The 19,299-nt window shown below is 32.2% G+C and carries 18 protein-coding genes and 1 other annotated feature; all 18 genes read left to right on the forward strand.

What is annotated here, in order from left to right; genetic code table 4:
• The first annotated feature begins 22 nt into the window (after nt 1–22).
• Nucleotides 23–1,765 (forward strand): hypothetical protein, encoded by a 1,743-nt coding sequence (locus tag SAPIS_RS00135; RefSeq protein WP_023788809.1) that lies wholly within the window; start codon nt 23–25, stop codon nt 1,763–1,765.
• Between the two features lie 7 nt (nt 1,766–1,772).
• Nucleotides 1,773–2,429, forward strand: a complete 657-nt coding sequence (locus tag SAPIS_RS00140) for a uracil-DNA glycosylase (RefSeq protein WP_023788810.1) — start codon at nt 1,773–1,775, stop codon at nt 2,427–2,429.
• Nucleotides 2,430–2,444: 15 nt separating this feature from the next.
• Nucleotides 2,445–3,374 (forward strand): ECF transporter S component, encoded by a 930-nt coding sequence (locus SAPIS_RS00145; RefSeq protein WP_023788811.1) that lies wholly within the window; start codon nt 2,445–2,447, stop codon nt 3,372–3,374.
• A 15-nt stretch (nt 3,375–3,389) separates the two neighbouring features.
• Nucleotides 3,390–4,721: a cysteine--tRNA ligase gene (cysS, locus tag SAPIS_RS00150; protein WP_023788812.1), complete on the forward strand. Its 1,332-nt coding sequence runs from the start codon at nt 3,390–3,392 to the stop codon at nt 4,719–4,721.
• A complete protein-coding gene (gene rlmB / locus SAPIS_RS00155) occupies nt 4,705–5,445 on the forward strand; it encodes a 23S rRNA (guanosine(2251)-2'-O)-methyltransferase RlmB (RefSeq protein WP_023788813.1) in 741 nt (246 codons plus the stop codon). Before cysS ends, rlmB begins: the two co-directional genes overlap by 17 nt.
• A gap of 46 nt (nt 5,446–5,491) precedes the next feature.
• Complete coding sequence (locus tag SAPIS_RS00160; RefSeq protein ID WP_023788814.1) at nt 5,492–6,046, forward strand: hypothetical protein; 555 nt, start codon at nt 5,492–5,494, stop codon at nt 6,044–6,046.
• 28 nt (nt 6,047–6,074) lie between these two features.
• Nucleotides 6,075–6,233: a 50S ribosomal protein L33 gene (gene rpmG, locus SAPIS_RS05255; protein ID WP_023788815.1), complete on the forward strand. Its 159-nt coding sequence runs from the start codon at nt 6,075–6,077 to the stop codon at nt 6,231–6,233.
• Between the two features lies 1 nt (nt 6,234).
• Nucleotides 6,235–6,648, forward strand: a complete 414-nt coding sequence (secE, locus tag SAPIS_RS00165; RefSeq protein WP_023788816.1) for a preprotein translocase subunit SecE — start codon at nt 6,235–6,237, stop codon at nt 6,646–6,648.
• 12 nt (nt 6,649–6,660) lie between these two features.
• Entirely contained in the window at nt 6,661–7,287 is a 627-nt protein-coding gene (gene nusG, locus SAPIS_RS00170) for a transcription termination/antitermination protein NusG (protein ID WP_023788817.1), read from the forward strand.
• A gap of 47 nt (nt 7,288–7,334) precedes the next feature.
• Nucleotides 7,335–7,850 carry a peptidylprolyl isomerase gene (locus tag SAPIS_RS00175; protein WP_023788818.1) on the forward strand — a complete coding sequence of 172 codons (516 nt, stop codon included), beginning with the start codon at nt 7,335–7,337 and terminating at the stop codon, nt 7,848–7,850.
• Nucleotides 7,851–7,947: 97 nt separating this feature from the next.
• Entirely contained in the window at nt 7,948–8,382 is a 435-nt protein-coding gene (gene rplK, locus SAPIS_RS00180) for a 50S ribosomal protein L11 (RefSeq protein ID WP_023788819.1), read from the forward strand.
• 2 nt (nt 8,383–8,384) lie between these two features.
• Nucleotides 8,385–9,071, forward strand: a complete 687-nt coding sequence (gene rplA / locus SAPIS_RS00185) for a 50S ribosomal protein L1 (protein ID WP_023788820.1) — start codon at nt 8,385–8,387, stop codon at nt 9,069–9,071.
• Between the two features lie 211 nt (nt 9,072–9,282).
• Nucleotides 9,283–9,431, forward strand: a sequence feature (ribosomal protein L10 leader region).
• A 27-nt stretch (nt 9,432–9,458) separates the two neighbouring features.
• The gene (gene rplJ / locus SAPIS_RS00190) at nt 9,459–9,959 is read left to right on the forward strand and encodes a 50S ribosomal protein L10 (protein WP_023788821.1); all 501 of its coding nucleotides are present in this window, start codon (nt 9,459–9,461) and stop codon (nt 9,957–9,959) included.
• Between the two features lie 57 nt (nt 9,960–10,016).
• Entirely contained in the window at nt 10,017–10,382 is a 366-nt protein-coding gene (gene rplL / locus SAPIS_RS00195) for a 50S ribosomal protein L7/L12 (RefSeq protein WP_023788822.1), read from the forward strand.
• A gap of 70 nt (nt 10,383–10,452) precedes the next feature.
• The gene (locus SAPIS_RS00200) at nt 10,453–11,043 is read left to right on the forward strand and encodes a CatB-related O-acetyltransferase (RefSeq protein WP_023788823.1); all 591 of its coding nucleotides are present in this window, start codon (nt 10,453–10,455) and stop codon (nt 11,041–11,043) included.
• 110 nt (nt 11,044–11,153) lie between these two features.
• Nucleotides 11,154–15,020 carry a DNA-directed RNA polymerase subunit beta gene (rpoB, locus tag SAPIS_RS00205; protein ID WP_023788824.1) on the forward strand — a complete coding sequence of 1,289 codons (3,867 nt, stop codon included), beginning with the start codon at nt 11,154–11,156 and terminating at the stop codon, nt 15,018–15,020.
• 16 nt (nt 15,021–15,036) lie between these two features.
• The gene (gene rpoC / locus SAPIS_RS00210; protein ID WP_023788825.1) at nt 15,037–18,801 is read left to right on the forward strand and encodes a DNA-directed RNA polymerase subunit beta'; all 3,765 of its coding nucleotides are present in this window, start codon (nt 15,037–15,039) and stop codon (nt 18,799–18,801) included.
• A 73-nt stretch (nt 18,802–18,874) separates the two neighbouring features.
• Nucleotides 18,875–19,297: a ribose 5-phosphate isomerase B gene (gene rpiB, locus SAPIS_RS00215; protein ID WP_023788826.1), complete on the forward strand. Its 423-nt coding sequence runs from the start codon at nt 18,875–18,877 to the stop codon at nt 19,295–19,297.
• Nucleotides 19,298–19,299: the final 2 nt, after the last annotated feature.

The following is a 19,299-nucleotide window of genomic DNA, read 5'->3' on the forward strand; positions in this document are numbered from 1 at the left end:
CTTAAGATTGGAGTGGAATAATTTGGGCTTCTACATAATTCTTAACTATGGAAACTATCAAGTTATTGACGCAAGTTTTAATAGGGTAGTGGCGACTTTTGTGAGTGAAATAGAAGCTCACAAATTTTTGCAATCCCTTTTAATGAATCCATCAAGTCATTTACCCACCAATTTTCAACCGATAAATCCAGTTTTAAATCCCCAAGGGTTTCAAAATAGTTCCAATATTATCAATGAATATCCCAGAATTACAAATCAGCCACCTTTTAGCGTAAATGCTGAGAGTCTTTTTAATTATGGAAGTTATGATGTAAATAGACAACGCACACCTATCGATCATTATCCTTTGAATAATCCCAATGATATTATAAAAACAAATACTTCACACTATAATTATCACAATGAAAACCACAATGCGAAAGTCTTCGATGAGTATCAACCCAACTCTTTTCCCCAAAATAATCAGTATAACCCTAACCAAACTAGACAGTTCAATAGTGCATTTAGAGACCATCAAAGCTCATTTAGAGACCAAGCACACCAGCCTGAAGTTGAACATAAATATGTGCAAAAAGAGAGTTACAATATTGAAAATGTAACTAATCGTAAACAAGACAATGTTGATTGACAGTATCATGAAAGTTGTGAGAACTGCCAAAGTATGAGGTCAAAAGGAGATAATTACCAAAACTCACATAACCACCAAATTGGCTTGGAAAGCGAATTAAGGGATACAAACAGAAATTATAGTAATTACAACCAAGAATATCGACCCAAAAAACATAGCGGCGGAGAAATCATTCCTCAAGAATTATCTAATAAAAATTATAAAGTACCAGAAAATAACAGTTTAGTGAGGGGTAACCCAAATACTGATGTCGGTAAGGAACTATCTCCAAAGGATATTCACGAAGCTCAACATTGAGATAAGAATGAATTAAAAGATAATGAACAATTTTACCGTGGTGAGAGACCGAACTTGAAAAATACGGAGAACATAGAATGGGAAATAAAAGACAATCAACTATTTGAAGATAGTAAAGAATCTTTTGTGAACTCAAATAAAGAAACTAAGGAAATAGCAAATAACCAAGATCAAAGCTCGGGAGTGACTTATGATAAGAAAACTTATAACATGGGCTTTGATATCATGGAAACTGACGAATTAAAAACTGGAGACTTTGAGTTTATTGTTGAGAATAATAAAGACAAGAAAAACGTGTCTTTATTTAATGATGCCACAATCTCGCTAGATCAAAATTTATTAGAAAATGATCTGGAAGGAGCGATTATCCAAACCAACTTACCTATTTTAAACAATACAGATGATGATAGTTTGGGTGAAGCTGCATTGTATAAAGAAAAAAAACAGCTAAACAAAACAAAAATATTTGAAAAAATGGAAAAAAATCCAAAAGTAAGTGATAAAATTAGTAAGAATAATGAATCGCTAGTACCGATAGAAACTATAGATTTAGAAAGAGCCGAGCTTGAAAACACACAAACAAGTGCTTTAAATAAATCTGTGATTCTCCCAATCAATAATCACTATATCAGTAACCCATTCCTTCCGAAAAGGGATGACAGTATAATTGATTTAGGTCCGATTGATGAGGATGACACTATATTTTCTACACCAAGGAAGGATGCTGACTCTGAGGAGTTAGAGAACATAGTTTTAACAAAAAAAGATAAAAAGCTTTTAAAAAAAGCAAAGAAAAAAGATGCAAATAATAGAAAGAGACTTAGCAAAGTGCTAAAGTAATCTAAATATGCAAAACGTCAAGAACGGATGAAAAATTTTATTCGAAAAGAATAATATTTTTGAAGGTATCAACAAAACCCTTTTAAAAATTAAGAATCTTAATAATGTATACCCCACTTACGAAGAGATTTTTCGTGTGTTTGAGTTGGTAGACGTCCCCGAAGTTCAGGTTGTAATATTAGGTCAAGATCCTTATCATAAACCTGGAGTAGCTAATGGAATTGCATTTAGTTGTGCCAACAATATAAACGCTCCTCCGAGTTTAAAGAACATATTTAAAGAATTAAAAAATGATTTAGATATAGATCACACTTTAAATAATGATCTCTCTAGTTGGGTTAAGCAAGGGGTCCTCTTGTTAAATACTTGCTTAACCGTTGAAAAAGGAAAACCAGGTTCTCACAAAAACCTAGGTTGAGAAGAACTTATAATTAAAATTTTGAATCAACTAAATAAACAAAATAAAAATATTATTTATTGTTTATGAGGAAATCACGCAAAAAACTTATATAATAATCTAGAATACTTAAATAAACTTGTGATCTTTTCAGCTCACCCTTCGCCTTTTAGTTATAAAAAGGGATTTGAGGGCAGCAAACCATTTTCAAAGATCAACAATATTCTTAGTTGTTTGGGAAAAAATCCAATAAATTGGGAAAAGTAAGGGGAATTAATTATCATGCAAAAGTTTGCCGAAATCCTTTTGAAAGGAAATAATTTGGCTTATGCCGCTTCTGGTCTCATAGGTCTTTTTATTTTAGCTTATATAGTCTATAACTCGTTATCTTATCTAGTTTTAAAGGAAAGATATCACGGGATAAGGTTTACTACCAAAAATATTGCCTATATAACAATGTTCACTGCTGTCAGTGTTAGTGTGACTGTCGTTATATCTTTAACGGTTCCTATTACTGTATTTCCCCCTGTAAGAATTGCATTTGAAGGTGTAATGGTTAAAATCACAGGATTCATTTTTGGTCCTATTGTTGGAGTAATTGTGGGTTTAATTACCGAGGCTCTTGTTATGATATTTGTACCTTCGTTTGTACACCCTGCTTACATAATAGTTATAATTTGTTATGGTTATATAGCTGGTATAGGTGCTAGTTTCTTAAGGGTTGGTAAAGGTAACAATTGAGTAACACTAGCGTTAGTGAATATATTTTTAATTGGTTTCGCTCTTTTGATGGCATATCTAATTGATTTTGCCAACTTAGAAAGCGGGATTGAATTTTTCGGTTTTACAATGAGTAAAGAAGTTTTTAAATGAGTTTTCATAGGTTCTGTTATGACTTGTATATTTTTAGTCTGAACATTCACAATAGTTTTCATGGCTAAAGGTCATAATAAAGTATTAAACACACTACTTCCAATTGTGTTATTTGCTTCGGCAGCGGAATATTTGGTAACGGCCGTTATATCCGCGTGGGGTGATTACGAGTTTCTTGGTTTAAACACCGGAAAAGAAAACGGAGTAGGCTACGAAAGTGGTTATGTCTTGATGCTTATGAGTCGCCTTGTTCAGGCACCTCTAAAAATAATATTCAACTCAGCGGTTTTATATTTTACATATAAAGCTGTATCACCACTCATAAAAACCGATAGATAGCGGGAGATTCAAAATATGAAGTTATATGATTCTTTGTCATCCGAAGTTAAGGAAATTGATGTTCCAAAATATTGTATTTATACTTGTGGTCCAACAGTTTACAGTTATATACACATAGGTAATGCAAGACCTTTAATTTTAACAGACATAATTATCAGATACTTAGATTACAAAAACATCAAACATAAATATTTATTAAATATTACTGATATTGACGATAAAATAATTAACCAAGCCGAGGTAGAAGGCATTCCTGAAGAAGATTACGCTAAAAAATATACAGAGTCTTTTTTAGAAGATATGAAAAATCTTAATGTTAAAAAGCCGGAAAAAATCATATCAATCTCTGAGAAGATTAACGAGATTGTAGATTTTATTGATATGCTCATAAAAAGTGGTCATGCATATGAAGTTGATGGAGACGTCTATTTCAATGTAAAATCACTTGAACAAAAATATGGTAATTTGTCTAAACAAAGCATTGAGGAATTAGAAGTTGGAAACAGAATTGAAGAAAATAAAAACAAGATCAATCCACAAGATTTCGTACTTTGAAAAAAAACAACTAAAGGAAAAAAATGGTTATCGAAGTGAAGTCTAGGAAGACCTGGATGGCACACAGAGTGTGTGGCACTTATAGATGGCTTCTTTAGTAATACTATAGATATACATGTTGGCGGTATTGATTTAAAGTTCCCACATCATGAAAACGAAAGAATTCAATATATCGCAAAGAAATCTTGTGAACTATCAAATGTGTGACTGCATAACGGTCACCTATCAATTGATAACATTAAAATGTCAAAATCTTTGAAAAATACAATATTAGTTAAGGATTTCATAAGAGATTATGGAGCCAATGAGTTAAGATATATATTCTTAAACAGTAATTACAAACAACCTATAAACATTAATCAAGAGACATTAAAACAATCTTCTGAGTGGGTTTCGAAAATTGAAAACTTATTAAGGAAGATGAATTGATCAATTGCCTGTGATTATATAAAGACAAATAATAAAACGCCAATTGACGATGATTTCAATTCGTATAACTACGTTTCAAGATTTAGAAGCTATATTAATAATGACTTAAATACACCAATGATTATTTCTTTAATTAATGAAATGGTGAAAAACATCAATAAACAATTAGCTTTTAAAGAAGTGGACAAAACGTATGAAAAATTAGTTCTTATAATCAACACCCTAGGATTCAGGTTTGATATCAAAAACCTTAATAGCGAAAATGTGAAAAAGATTAGAGAATGGCAAGGGGCTTTATTAAAAAAAGATTTTGAAGTGGCGGATAAGTTAAGAGAAGAGTTAAAACATGAAAAAATCATCTAATAAAAAAAATTTAATCTACGGTAAAAATGTGGTTGAGAATGTAATAATAAACTTTCATAATCAAATTAAAGAAATCTATATATTGAAGGGTTATGCATTTAGTCAAGAAGCTTACTCAATAATAAAGAAGTACAACATTAAATGAACCTCGTGCGAGAAAGAAACTTTTTCAAAATTTATACAAGAAAAAGTTACCCACCAAGGGATAATTGCAGAGGTAAAACAGTTTCAATACTCAAAATTAGATGACATAATAGATTATTCAAACACTCAACAAACAATTCTTATTTTAGATCGAATACAAGACCCAAACAACTTTGGAGCAATCATTAGAACCTCATCCCTTTTTGATGTGACCGGAATTATAATTTTAGATCACAATCAAGTGGATGTTACACCAACAGTAGTTAAAGCTTCTGCAGGAGCAATTTATTGTACCCCAATAGTTAAAGTCTCAAATATTAGTAATGTAATAAATGTTTTAAAAGAGAAGGGTTACTGAATCTATTGTTCTCTTTTAACCGAAGAGTCAATTAGTATCAATGAATTAAAATTTGATAAAAAGACTGCTATAGTTTTAGGAAGTGAAGGTGAGGGTGTGCTTAAAAAAAATGCATCTCATTCTGATTTCTGTTTTAAAATTCCAACTAGTAATAAAATTAATTCCTTAAATGTATCTGTTGCGGCAGGTATAATTTTGTACGAAAGAAGTAAACAAAATTAAAATTAAAGAAGTTATTTTTACCTTAATTGTAGATTATTTTCCAGAGTTGCCTGAAGATCAGGCAAAATGGTTAGCATGAGTCATTAATCAAAATATTAGCAAATGCGCATTTTTAAACAAAGATATATTTTTAGAACCCGAAGATTTAATAACTGCAACATATTTTGCCTTAAAAGAAGTGCGGTCAAAGTATGTAACATATAAAGGAATCAAGTTAACAACATACACAATGTTTATAGTTAAATTGCGGTTATTAGATTATGTGCGACAAGCACGAAGAAAAAGCGAAAAAAACCACATTAAAAGAAGGAGTTTTTATTCAGAAGATTATTTAGATGGTGTTGAATACGACCTAGAAATATTTTCTTTCTCACAATATCAAAGCTCTAAAATAACAAGAGAAATAATTGAAATGATAAATGAATACATTGAAAGTATAGAAGATGAAACACACAAAAAAGCATTAATTTATTTGTGTATGGGAGAATCTAAATACAAAATATGTGAAATTTTATCAATCAAAAGACGGGATTTAGAAAGATATAGAATCAAGTTAAAAAAGTATTTAATTAGTTTGATAAATGGCTCAAGTAATATATAATTATTTGGTAAGAAAAGAGCTGTTTCATATGCCAAAAAACATTAAGAAAGTCATTCTAGTATGTAGTGAATGCTTAGAAAGAAACTATACGATCCAAAAAAGCTCATTATCTCAAAAAGAAAGACTTGTAATAAAAAAGTTTTGTAAAACTTGTAATGCCCACACTACCCACAAGGAGACTCGATAATATGAGTAATAAGCAGAAAAAAAATGAAGATAAAGCAAAAGCTAAACTTGTAAAAATTGAGCAAAAAAATGCTTTAAAAGAAGCCAAAAAACGAGAAAAAGCTCTTAAAAACGAGCAAATGAAGGAACTTTACAAGCAGTTGGATAGTGATAGTGGACTAACACAAGAAGAAAAACTAAAAAAAGCTAAAGAAACAAAAATTAAAAAACACAAAGAAAAAATAAATTATAAACTAGCACTAAAAGAAGCACCAATTAAAATGTTGAAGGAGATCAACAAAATTAAATGATCAGATAGAAATAATCTCGGATCTAAGTTTTTGTGGGTTATCATATTCCTTTTAATATTTGGTATATTTTTCTACGCAGTTGATTATGGTTTACAATGATTATTTGTAATAACAAAGATCATATAGGAGGTAATAAGAGTGGAAAGCACTTTGATAAATTTAGAAGAAGAACTAGAGTCTTACAAAGGTCAATGATTTGTTATTAACTGCAATAGTGGTCACGAAGAAAGAGTACGTGGAGATTTACTTCAAAAAGTAGAAACATCTAGTTTAGAAGATAGAATTTTTAATATTAGAATAGCAAAAGGACCAGTTAATGGGAAAAATAATAAAGTAGTCGAAAAAAACAAATTTCCAGGATACATCTTTATTAATATGTTGATGACAGATGAAACTTGATTTATTGTTCGTAACACACCTGGTGTCACTGGTTTTATAGGTTCATCAGGTAAAGGTGCAAAACCGCTTCCATTAACTAGTGAAGAAGTTTCTAGAATGCTAGATGTTCAAGTCGAAGAAAAGACTAAAAAAACTCATTCAAAAGGCCAACCAAATCAGTCTAAAAAAGAAAAGATCTTATTTGAAGCTGATTTTAAAATCAAAGAAGTGGTCAAAGTCAAAGACGGACCTTTTGCAAATACCGAAGGACAAGTTGTCGAAATGGATTTTGAAAAAGGTGTCGCAGTTGTTAATATTGAATTATTCGGAAGAATTACACCAACAGAATTTGAGTTCAACAGCTTGGAGTTGGCTTATAAATATTAAAATAAAACTTTGGGTCACCAAAGTTTTGTTATATAAAGGAGATTATAATGAAAACAATCAAAGTTCAATTACAATTAATTGATGGCAAATGTATAAATCTTGATTTATATCCTGACTTAGCCCCAATAACTGTAGAAAATTTTTTAAAACTTGTAAAAAGTAACTTTTATGAAAATTTGATATTCCACAGAGTTATAAATGGTTTTATGATTCAAGGTGGTGGATTAGACCAAAATATGGTTGAAAAAGAAGCGCCTAATACTATTAAAGGTGAGTTCTCGGTAAACGGCTGAAATAAAAATACTACAACTCTTTCTCATGAACCTGGTGTTGTTTCTATGGCAAGAACTAGTATATTAGACAGTGCTTCTAGCCAATTTTTTATCGTTACAGGAGATGCTAAATTTCTAGATGGTCAGTATGCTTCTTTTGGAAAAGTCTCTGATGAAAAAAGTATGGACATTGTCAAGGGTATCGAAAAAGTTAAAACTATGTCAAAGAGTTATCATGATGATGTTCCTATAGATCCAATTATTATTAAAACAATAACGATTTTAGAATAATTTGTGATAATATTATTTATGGCAGATTTTAATTGTGGAAGTATAGACCAGTATGTGTTTATGCGATATGACCACAGCGAAAACGGAGGTGTTGTTCGTGGCAAAAAAAATCACACGTATAGCAAAATTGGAATTTATGGCAATGCAAGCAAAACCAGGAGCTGAATTAGCATCACTTGGAATCAACATGCCCCAATTCACACAACAATTTAATGAAGCCACTAAAGAAAGAGCTGGGGAGGTAGTCCCTGTAGTTATAACTGCATATGACGACAAGTCTTTTGACTTTGTTTTAAAAACTACCCCAGCAGCGTTTATGTTAAAAAAAGCAGCAGGAATACAAAAGGGTTCAAAAACACCTGGTAAAGAAGTTGTTGCAACTTTAACAGCTGACGATATTAAAAAGATAGCAGAGTACAAAATGCCAGACTTGAATGCTCACACAATTGAGGCAGCAATGAAAATTATTGAAGGATCAGCAAAAAATATGGGTATCAAAGTAACTGGTATGCCTGAAAAGGAAGCTAAATAGTTATGAGAAAATTAAGCAAAAAATTTAAAGTAGCTAACGATAAGGTAGACAAAACAAAGCTTTACACTATCACTGAAGCAATTAAGTTAGCAAAAGAAACTTCAATAACTAAATTTGACTCGACTGTTGAAATTGCTTTCAACCTAAATGTCGATCCAAGACATGCTGACCAACAAATTAGAGGTGCATTAGTATTACCTGGCGGTACCGGAAAAACACAAAAAGTTTTAGTTTTAACAAAAACAAAAGTAAAAGAAGCGCAAGAAGCTGGCGCAGACTTCGTTGGAGCAGAAGAATTAATACAAAAAATTCAAAAAGAAAGTTGATTCGAATACGATGTTATTGTAGCTACTCCAGAAATGATGGCTGAACTAGGTAAAATAGGTAAAGTATTAGGACCAAAAGGTCTTATGCCAAACCCTAAAACCGGAACTGTTACTACCGATGTAAAAAAAGCATTGGAAGAAATTAAAAAAGGTAAAGTTGAGTATAGAACCGACAAAGAAGGAAACATACATTCGATAATCGGTAAAGTTTCATTTAATGAAGACAAATTACTACAAAATTACCAAGCAATTTTTGATACAATCAAGAAAGCTAAGCCAGCAGCTGTTAAGGGAACATACATTAGAAATATTTCATTATCTACTACAATGGGTCCTGGAATAAAAGTTCTTATCGAAAATTAAAATTTTAAACCTGTACTCAAACGTACGGGTTTTTATTTTTTTGTACAAAATTTAATAACACTAAATATACCTATTTGTGATGCGAATCCTTTTTTCTATGGTTGTGTTCCTTGATTCATACACACCATAAAGTTGGTATGAACCAAATCGATTTTAGAGTTTAACTAATATATTTAAAATATATGAAAGGTAATGATTTTTTTGTGGTAATATAAAAATGCTATTCGTACCAAAGAAAGTAACTGGGAATCCCTTAATTTGTTACCGAGGAATGAAATTACATATTTAAGCACTTTAAGTGTGAGTTATTGTATTTTTAATTTACCTCGGAACTACGTTTCGAGGTTTTATTCTGATTACTAAAATAATGAAAAGGAGGTTATGTATATGAAACTTGCAAGACCGGCACATGCCAAAAAAAACGAAATTGTTAAAGAGCTTTGTGACAGAATTAAAAATTGTAAAGGTTTAGCTATAGCTGATTACAAAAACCTGTCTGTTGCACAAATGACTGATTTAAGAAATCAAGCTCGTGAACAAGGTATATTTGTTAAAGTTTACAAAGATTCTCTAGTAAAAAGAGCTATGGAAGAATTAAAAATAACAGGTCTAGATCCTTATTTAGTTCAACAAAATGTTTATATATTTTCTGATGAAGAAGCTTTATATCCAGCAAAACTTGTAGCAAATTTTGCAAAGACTAATCCAGATTTAGAACTTAAAGCTGGTATCTATGAGGGTACTGTTCTTGATACAGCAGCGATCACTGAAATTGCTTCTCTTCCATCAAAAGACGAATTATACTCAATGTTCGCTTCATCTCTTATTTACCCATTACGTCAATTCATGTTGACTGTAAAAGAAATAGCAAACACAAAATCAGAATAACAAAATAGAATTAAGCGTACAAATAGCGATTTTTAAAGAAAAAAGGAGACACATAAAATGGCAATTACAAAAGATGATATTATAAAAGCATTAGAAGAAATGAAACTTACTGAATTAAATGATTTAGTTAAAGCAATAGAAGATCACTTCGGAGTTGTTGCAGCAGCCGCAGTTGCAGCACCAGCAGCCGCAGGAGCTTCTGCAGCACCAACTGAAGTTAATGTTATGTTAACTAATCCAGGTGGAAACAAAGTTTCTGTTATTAAAATAGTTAAAGAATTAACTGGTTTAGGTTTAATGGATGCAAAAAAATTAGTAGACGGAACTCTACCTGTAACTATTAAAGAAAACGTTAAAGTTGAAGAAGCAGAAGAAATGAAAAAACAACTAATGGATGCTGGGGCATCAGTTGAGTTGAAATAATTTCATACGATTTAAATAATCCCAAAAGGGTTATTTTTTTTTATTTAAAATATATTTAAGGAGATAATTTATGCCGCGTTCTAAAAAAATATTTATTTTAAATGAATATATTACTAATAAGAATATTGAAATTGGTGACTATACTTATTACTACTCTCTTGATGGAGAAATGGGAGCGAGAGACTTTCAAAATAAAAATATACTTTATCATTTTCCAGATATTTATGGTGACAAGTTAGTTATTGGTAAATATTGTGCGATTGCCCATGATGTTAAGTTCATTATGAACGGGGGCAATCATAGAATGGATTCATTCTCAAGCTTTCCGTTTGAAATGTTCGATAGTTTCAAGAAAGGGTTAAGTTTAAAAACCCCAAAAGAAAAAGGTGACACTATTGTTGGTCACGATGTATGGATAGGTCTTGGTGCAACAATCATGCCCGGTATTACTATTGGTAATGGTGCAATAATTGGTGCTATGTCAGTTGTCACAAAAGATGTGGAACCATATTCGATAGTCGCTGGAAATCCTGCCAAACAGATCAAGAAAAGATTCAGTACTTCCGAAATAACTGCCTTGCAAATGGTAAAATGATGGGATAAGACACACGAAGAACTCTTGAAGTTAATACCAGAGCTTTTAAATAAAACAAATTGATAAAGACCTACTAATTCAGAAAAAATGAAAATTAATTGCAAATACTATTGATTTAATTGTCTAATTCATATAGAATTTGTTTGCGTATGTTTTACTCGAATGGAGGCTATTTGATGAGTTATAAAGTAAAAAATGTAAATGCATTAGTTCAACGACGTGACTATACAAAGGTATCTGGTGATCTTGCACTGCCGGACCTTATAGAGTTACAAACTAAGACATTTAAATGATTTTTAGATGAAGGAATAAAAGAGGTTTTCGACGAGGTATTTCCAGTTGTATCTGCTGATGGTGATATAATCCTAACATTAAGTAATTGAAGTTTTAGAGAACCAAGATTATCTATTGTTAAGGCAAAAGAAGAATCAAAAATCTTCGAGGCACCGATTTATGCAGATCTTTCACTAACAATCCATCAAGAAAATGTTGAAATATTCAAAGAGGATATTTCAGGTGACATGCAGACCTTTTTAAAAGGCTGACTGCAAGAAAAAATAGAATCATCGGGGGTAGAATTTAAAAACAGCCAAGATAAGCTGTACTTTTTTGAGTTCAAATCTAAAACCGGTGACAAAGATTCTATTCAAATAGAAATAATTGAAGAGAAAGATGACTTATATTTAGCAAATATTGACATCTACAAAACAGGAGAAGTATTCTTTGGAGAGTTCCCTCTTATGACTGATAGAGGAACATTCATAATAAACGGAAGTGAAAAAGTTGTGGTTTCTCAACTAGTTAGATCTCCGGGGAGTTATTTTAAAACTGAATTAAACAGAAAAAATGGAGAGACTATCTACTATGCGGATATAATTCCTTCAAGAGGAACATGATTAGAATTTGAAGTCGACTCAAAAAAATTATTAGACAACAAAGTTGCAAATGTATTTTACGTAAAAATTGACAAGTCTAGAAAAACAACAGCGACAAGCTTATTAACATCTTTCAAGATGGATAAAGAAACTATACTTGAATTGTTCGACAACGACCCAGTTATAACAACAAGTTACGAGCAAGACTCACTAGTTGGTGACATAAATATTGATTGAGAAAATCAAGTTCAAGAAATATATAAAAAAATCCGACAAGGTGAAACAGCAACAGCTGATGGAGCAAGTAAATATCTTTACGGTCTTCTATTTGATAAAAGAAAATATGACTTGACAAAAGCTGGAAGGTTTAAGTTACAACAAAAATTAGCTGTAAAAAACAGACTTGTTGGAAGAGTGTTAGCTGAAGATCTTGTTGATGTTTCTGGAAAAGTGATTTTTGAAAAAAACACAGAGATAACAAAAGATATGTACAAAGAAGTTGAACGAGTTCTTGATAATGGTGCTATGGTGCACAGGGTCTCATTTAACGAATTAATTAAATCTTCAAATGAAATTCAAAGAGTTAAGGTTTATAAAGATAATGATTTAAGAGATGAAGTTACAACAATAATAGGGATAACAAATACTTCTAATGATGAATTTATAAATGTAACTGATATTATTGCTACTATTTCATATGCAATAAACTTAATGGATGATATTGGTGAAGTCGATGATATTGACCACCTAGGAAATAGACGTGTACGTACAGTTGGAGAACTACTTCAAAATCAATTCAGAATTGGAATGATGCGTATCGAAAAGAATGTTAAGGAAAAATTAGCAACTTCTAATCCTTTTAAAATGAAACCATCAAGTATCATAAATAATAAACCACTTACTGCAATAATTGGTGAGTTTTTCAACTTATCACAATTATCTCAGTTCATGGATCAAACAAACCCACTAGCAGAACTTACAAACAAACGTCGTTTAACTGCTCTTGGACCAGGAGGTTTGAGTAGAGATAGAGCTGCACTTGAAGTGCGTGACGTTCACCCTTCACATTACGGGAGAATTTGTCCTATCGAAACTCCAGAGGGACCAAATATCGGGTTGATAAACAACTTGTCTACTTATGCACGTATTAATAAATATGGATTTATCGAAACACCATATAGAAAAGTAGAAAACGGTAAGGTTCTTATCAACGAATATGAATATCTAACCGCTGATAAAGAAAGAGATTATGTTGTTGCGCAGGCAAACATCCAAATAGACGCAAATGGTAAAATCCTAGACGACAGTGTGATAGCTCGTTATAGAGGAGATGACATAATGGTACCACCTATGGATGTTGATTATGTCGATGTTTCTCCAAAACAAATTGTCTCAATTGCAACATCTTGTATACCATTTTTAGAAAACGATGATGCCAACAGGGCACTTATGGGTGCGAACATGCAACGTCAAGCAGTTCCCCTTATCAATCCTGAATCACCAATAGTTGGTACAGGTGTTGAACACGAAGCTGCCCGTGACTCTGGTGATGCAGTTGTTGCCAAAGCTGATGGTATAGTAAAATATGTCGACTCAAGAAAAATAACTGTTGAAGAAAGTAGTGGAGTAAGAAACTATGTTCTAAACGACTTCAATAGATCGAATAATGGTACAGCTATTACTCACATCCCGATTGTTAAAGTGGGAGATAAAATTAAAGAAAGAGATATATTAGCTGATGGTCCTTCAATGGAAAACGGAGAATTAGCATTAGGTCAAAACTTAGTCGTAGCGTTTACCACTTGAAATGGGTATAACTATGAAGATGCTGTAATCCTTTCAGAAAGAGTTGTAATCGATGATCGATTCACTTCAATACATATTGATGAATACACTATCGAAAGAAGACAAACTAAACAAGGACCAGAAGAAATTACTAGAGAGATTCAAAATATAAGTGAAGCTAGCAAAAAACACTTAGATGAAGAAGGTATAGCTGCTATTGGTTCAGAGGTAAAGGTGGGTGATATCCTTGTAGGAAAAGTTACACCAAAATCTCAAACTCAATTATCACCTGAAGACAAATTATTACATGCAATATTTGGTGAAAAATCAAGAAATGTAAAAGATAATTCTTTAAGAGTTCCTAATGGTGGAGAAGGTATCATCAAATCTATTAAAAGATTTAGTAGAGCAGATGGTCATGATCTACCCGCAGATATTTTAGAGATTATCAAAGTATACGTAGTTCAAAAACGTAAAATTCAAGAGGGAGATAAAATGGCTGGAAGACACGGTAATAAGGGTGTTATTTCAAAAATTTTACCAATTGAAGATATGCCACATACAGAAAACGGAGTACCTGTTGACATTATGTTAAATCCACAGGGGGTTCCATCACGTATGAATATAGGACAAGTTTTAGAAATACATTTAGGAATGGCAGCTAAGAAATTAGGAATAAAAGTAAGTACTCCTGTTTTTGAGGGTGTCAAAGAAAATGAGTTAATTGAAATCATGGAAGAAGCCGGAATGGAAAACTATGGTAAAGTTAAACTTATCGATGGTAGAACAGGTGAAGCATTTGACAAACCAATATCTGTTGGTGTTATGTATATGTTAAAACTTTCACACATGGTTGATGATAAGTTACACACAAGAAACATTGGTCCTTACTCATTGATTACTCAACAACCATTAGGTGGAAAAGCACAAAATGGGGGACAAAGATTTGGAGAAATGGAAGTTTGAGCTCTTGAAGCTTATGGAGCTGCTTACACATTGCGTGAAATTCTAACTATCAAATCAGATGACATCAAAGGACGTATAAAAACTTATGAATCTATTGTTAGATCTAAACCAATCCCTAAACCAAGTATCCCAGAATCTTTCAATGTTCTTACAAAAGAGATTATGGGACTTGGATTCGATATGCATATGATAGACGAAGAGGGAAACAAAGTACAAATTAACGCTTACGATGAGTCAGAGATTGAAACTGAATACGACAATCTTCACTTACCAAAACAAGTAGAAGCCTTCGATGCAGATGATGTTGAGGAATTCTCTGAAGCTTCAGAAGAAGATGAATTATTTTTAGATGACGAAGAGTTAAGCTTAGATGAAGCGGAAATCGACGAAGATTTTGATTTATCAAACATAGATTAATAAGGAGAAGGATAAAATGGGAAACCCAAATAAAAGAATGATAAAAATAGAGCTTGCTTCTCCTGATGTGATTAGATCTTGATCACGTGGTGAAGTAACAAAACCAGAAACAATAAATTATAAGACACTGAAAACCGAAAAAGAAGGTCTATTTGATGAAAGAATCTTTGGACCAACTAAAAACTACGAATGTAGTTGCGGTAAATATAAAAAAGTTAAAAATAAGGGAAAAGTTTGTGAACGTTGTGGAGTTGAAATTACTGAGTCAATAGTAAGACGTGAACGAATGGGACATATCGAATTAGAAGAACCAGTTACACATATATGAATGCTTAAAGTAGCTCCTTCAAGAATCGCTTCAATTTTAGATTTAAAAACAAAAGAAGTTGAAGAAGTAGTATACTTTGTAAGTCATATTGTTCTTGATCCTGGTAACTCACGTCACCTAAAAAGAGGACAAGTACTAGATCTTGGTAATGCAAAAGCAAGTTTAAAAACTAGAGAGAAGCTCTTGAAAACATTGGAAGACATCAAGGTAAACCTTGAACCAGAATCATTACAATGAAAAAGAGCGGAAATCTTAATACAACAACTTAAATCTCCGCAAACACCATTCTCAATGGATGAGGCAGCTTCATTCATTTCAAGAAATATTCAAGCTAAGTTTGGTATTGGAGCAAGTGCAATTGAAGAACTTCTAAGTAATATAGATCTTTCTAAAGAAATAGCTAAGATTAAAGAAGATTTAAAAGAACGTAAAGGTTCAACCGAACAAAATAAACTTATGAAACGTCTTGAAGTTTTAGATTCACTACAAAAATCACAATCAAGACCTGAGTGAATGATATTACATGTAATACCTGTAATCCCACCAGATATTAGACCAATAATCCAATTAGATGGAGGAAGGTTTACAACATCTGAAATAAACGACTTATACAGAAGAATAATAATCAGAAATGAACGTCTTAAAAAAGTTAAAACAATGGGTGCACCAAGTATAATTGTTAATAATGAAAAACGTATGCTACAAGAAGCTGTTGATGCATTATTAGATAACGAACGTAAGCCAAGACCTGTAACCGGAAAAGACAAACGTGCTTTAAAATCTTTAACATCAATTCTTAAAGGTAAACAAGGACGTTTCCGTCAAAACCTTTTAGGAAAACGTGTTGACTACTCAGGGAGATCAGTTATTGCTATTGGTCCAGATTTAAAAATGTATCAAGCAGGAATTCCTCGTGATATGGCTATCACATTGTTCAAGCCATTTGTTATAAGAAGACTACAAGAAAATGAGTTAGCTGAGAATGTAAAAGTAGCGGAAAAAATGATCGCTGCAAATGATTCTAAAGTTTGAGACGTACTTGAGGAAGTTATAAAAGATAGACCAGTATTGTTAAACCGTGCACCGACTCTTCACCGTTTAGGTATTCAAGCATTTGAACCTAAACTAGTAAAAGGGAAAGCTATTCGTTTACACCCTCTAGTAACAACTGCATTTAACGCCGACTTTGATGGTGACCAAATGGCAGTCCATTTACCAATTAGTGATGAAGCGGTTGCTGAGGCAAGAGCTCTTATGCTTGGAAGTAAGGCAATTTTGGGTCCTAAAGACGGAAAACCAATTGTAACTCCAACACAAGATATGATTCTTGGAAACTATTACATTACAACTGAAGAAAAAAGTAATGAAACAAATCAAGTAAAAGGAGAAGCAACTATATTCTCTTCTTGCGAAGAAGTTCATATAGCATACGAAACTGATACAGTCTCTCTAAATGCTATCGTTGCAATACCAGTTAGTGAACTTAAAAATAAAATGTTTAGTCAAGAAGACCAAGACAAATATCTAATAACCACAGTCGGAAAAATTATTTTCAATCAAATGTTCAATGAAGAATTCCCTTGAATTGTTAATAACAATATATTGAATGCTGAAGAAGAAATTAAAAAATTCTTATTACCTTCCGATATTGATTTACGTAAATATATTCAAGAAGAATATGTAATACAACAACCAATCAAGAAAAAAGAACTCTCATTAATTATTGAAAGATACTTTAAAGCATATGGAGCACAAAAAACTGCACAAATGTTAGATAATATGAAGGACTTAGGATTCAAATACTCTTCTAAGTCTGGAACTACAATTAGTGCAGCCGATGTTGTTGCTTATACTGAAAAGTTTGAAGATTTCAAAATTGCGGATGAAAAAGTTGCACAAATTACAGAGTTTTACAACCTTGGTATGTTAACTAAGACCGAGAAAAAACGTCGTGTCATAAATGTATGATCACAAGTAAAAGATAAAATTCAAACAAAACTAGAAGATGTTCTTAAAAAGGATACAAAAAACCCAATCTTTGTGATGGCTGATTCTGGTGCCCGTGGTAATGTTTCTAACTTCACACAACTTGTAGGTATGAGGGGACTTATGAATGACCCTAAGGGTGATATTAAAGAAATTCCGATTAAATCTTCTTTTAGAGAAGGTCTAACCGTTTCTGAATACTTTATTTCAACCCACGGTGCGAGAAAAGGTATGGCCGATGTGGCTCTTAAAACAGCTGACTCTGGTTATTTAACAAGAAGACTTGTAGACATATCACAAGAAATCATTGTAACCGAAGAGGACTGTGGTACAAGCAAAGGATTTAATGTTCATTCAATTGTTGAAACAAAACATGATAACATAATTGTTCCTTTGAAAGACCGACTTGTTGGTAGATATATTTTCGAAACAATTAGAGATCATACTGGTAAAATCATTGTTGAAACAAATGATTTAGTAACAATTGACATAGCTGACGAAATAATTAAGGCCGGTGTTGAGGAAGTAAACATTAGGACTGTCTTGACTTGTGATACCAATAGAGGTGTTTGTCAAAAGTGTTACGGTATCAACTTAGCAACTGGTGATCCTGTTTCAATTGGTGAACCAGTTGGTGTAGTTGCCGCTCAATCAATTGGTGAACCCGGAACACAACTTACAATGCGTACATTCCATACTGGTGGTGTTGCTGGTGGAGCCGATATTACCCAAGGGCTACCACGTATTAAAGAGTTACTCGATGTTACAACACCAAAAGGTTCAATTGCAATCATATCTCAAATAGATGGTGTGGTTAAAGAAGCGAAAGAAGAAGATGGAATATTGTCTATAACAGTTACTTCAGACCAAGATGAGAGAAAATATAAATCTCAATATGGTGCAATTACGCGTGTTAAAGAAGGTGACGAAGTTACAAGGGGACAAAAACTTACCGAAGGTGCAATAAATATTAAAGAATTGCTTGAGGTAGCTAGAATTGAAGATGTTCAAAATTACATATTAAAAGAAGTTCAAAAAGTTTACCGTTTACAAGGTATTGAAATTTCTGATAAATATATAGAAATAATTGTTAAACAAATGTTAAACAAAGTAAAAATAATTGATTCTGGAGATACTCCACTTCTTCCAGGAGAAATTATATCTTCACGAAATTATCGAACAGAGGTTTTAAAAGCTATTGAAGCTGGACAAAAACCTCCATTAGCAAAACACGTAATATTTGGAATTAAAAAAGCACCACTTGAGTCTGATTCTTGATTATCAAGTGCGTCATTCCAAGATACAGCCCGTGTTCTTGTTAAAGCAGTTATCAAGGGTAAAGTTGATAAACTTGAGGGTTTAAAAGAAAACATTATGTTAGGAAACTTAATCCCTGCTGGAACTGGATTAACAGGATCAGCTGATATTATTCAAAGAGGTAAAGACACTTACGACTCAGAATATTAAAACTTGTTTTATAACAAGTTTTTTTTAATTGAAATGAAAAAATGGTGTATAGTTTTATCAGGGGGAAAGTAGTTTGAAAATATATATAGGAAATGATCACGCAGCAGTAGAAATGAAAAATGCTATAGTTGATCATCTTGAAAAAAACAACATACAAGTTGAAAATATCGGTACCGATTCAAACGAAGCTGTTGATTATCCAGATTATGGTAAAAAAGTAGCTTCCTTGGTTGTTAATGACGATAGTTCACTAGGTATTGTCATTTGTGGCTCTGGAATAGGTATTTCAATCGCCGCAAATAAAATTGACGGTGCAAGAGCAGCATTATGTTATGAAGAAGAGACAACAATTCTCGCAAGGCAACATAACAATGCAAATATACTAGCACTAGGAGCAAGAATATCAACTGTAGAAAAAGCAATAAGTCTTGTAGATTTATTTATTAATACTAAGTTTGAAGGTGGCAGACACCAAAAAAGAGTGGAAAAACTTTAAAG

Origin of the sequence: Spiroplasma apis B31, assembly GCF_000500935.1 — a bacterium.
Taxonomy (GTDB): domain Bacteria; phylum Bacillota_I; class Bacilli_A; order Mycoplasmatales; family Mycoplasmataceae; genus Spiroplasma_A; species Spiroplasma_A apis.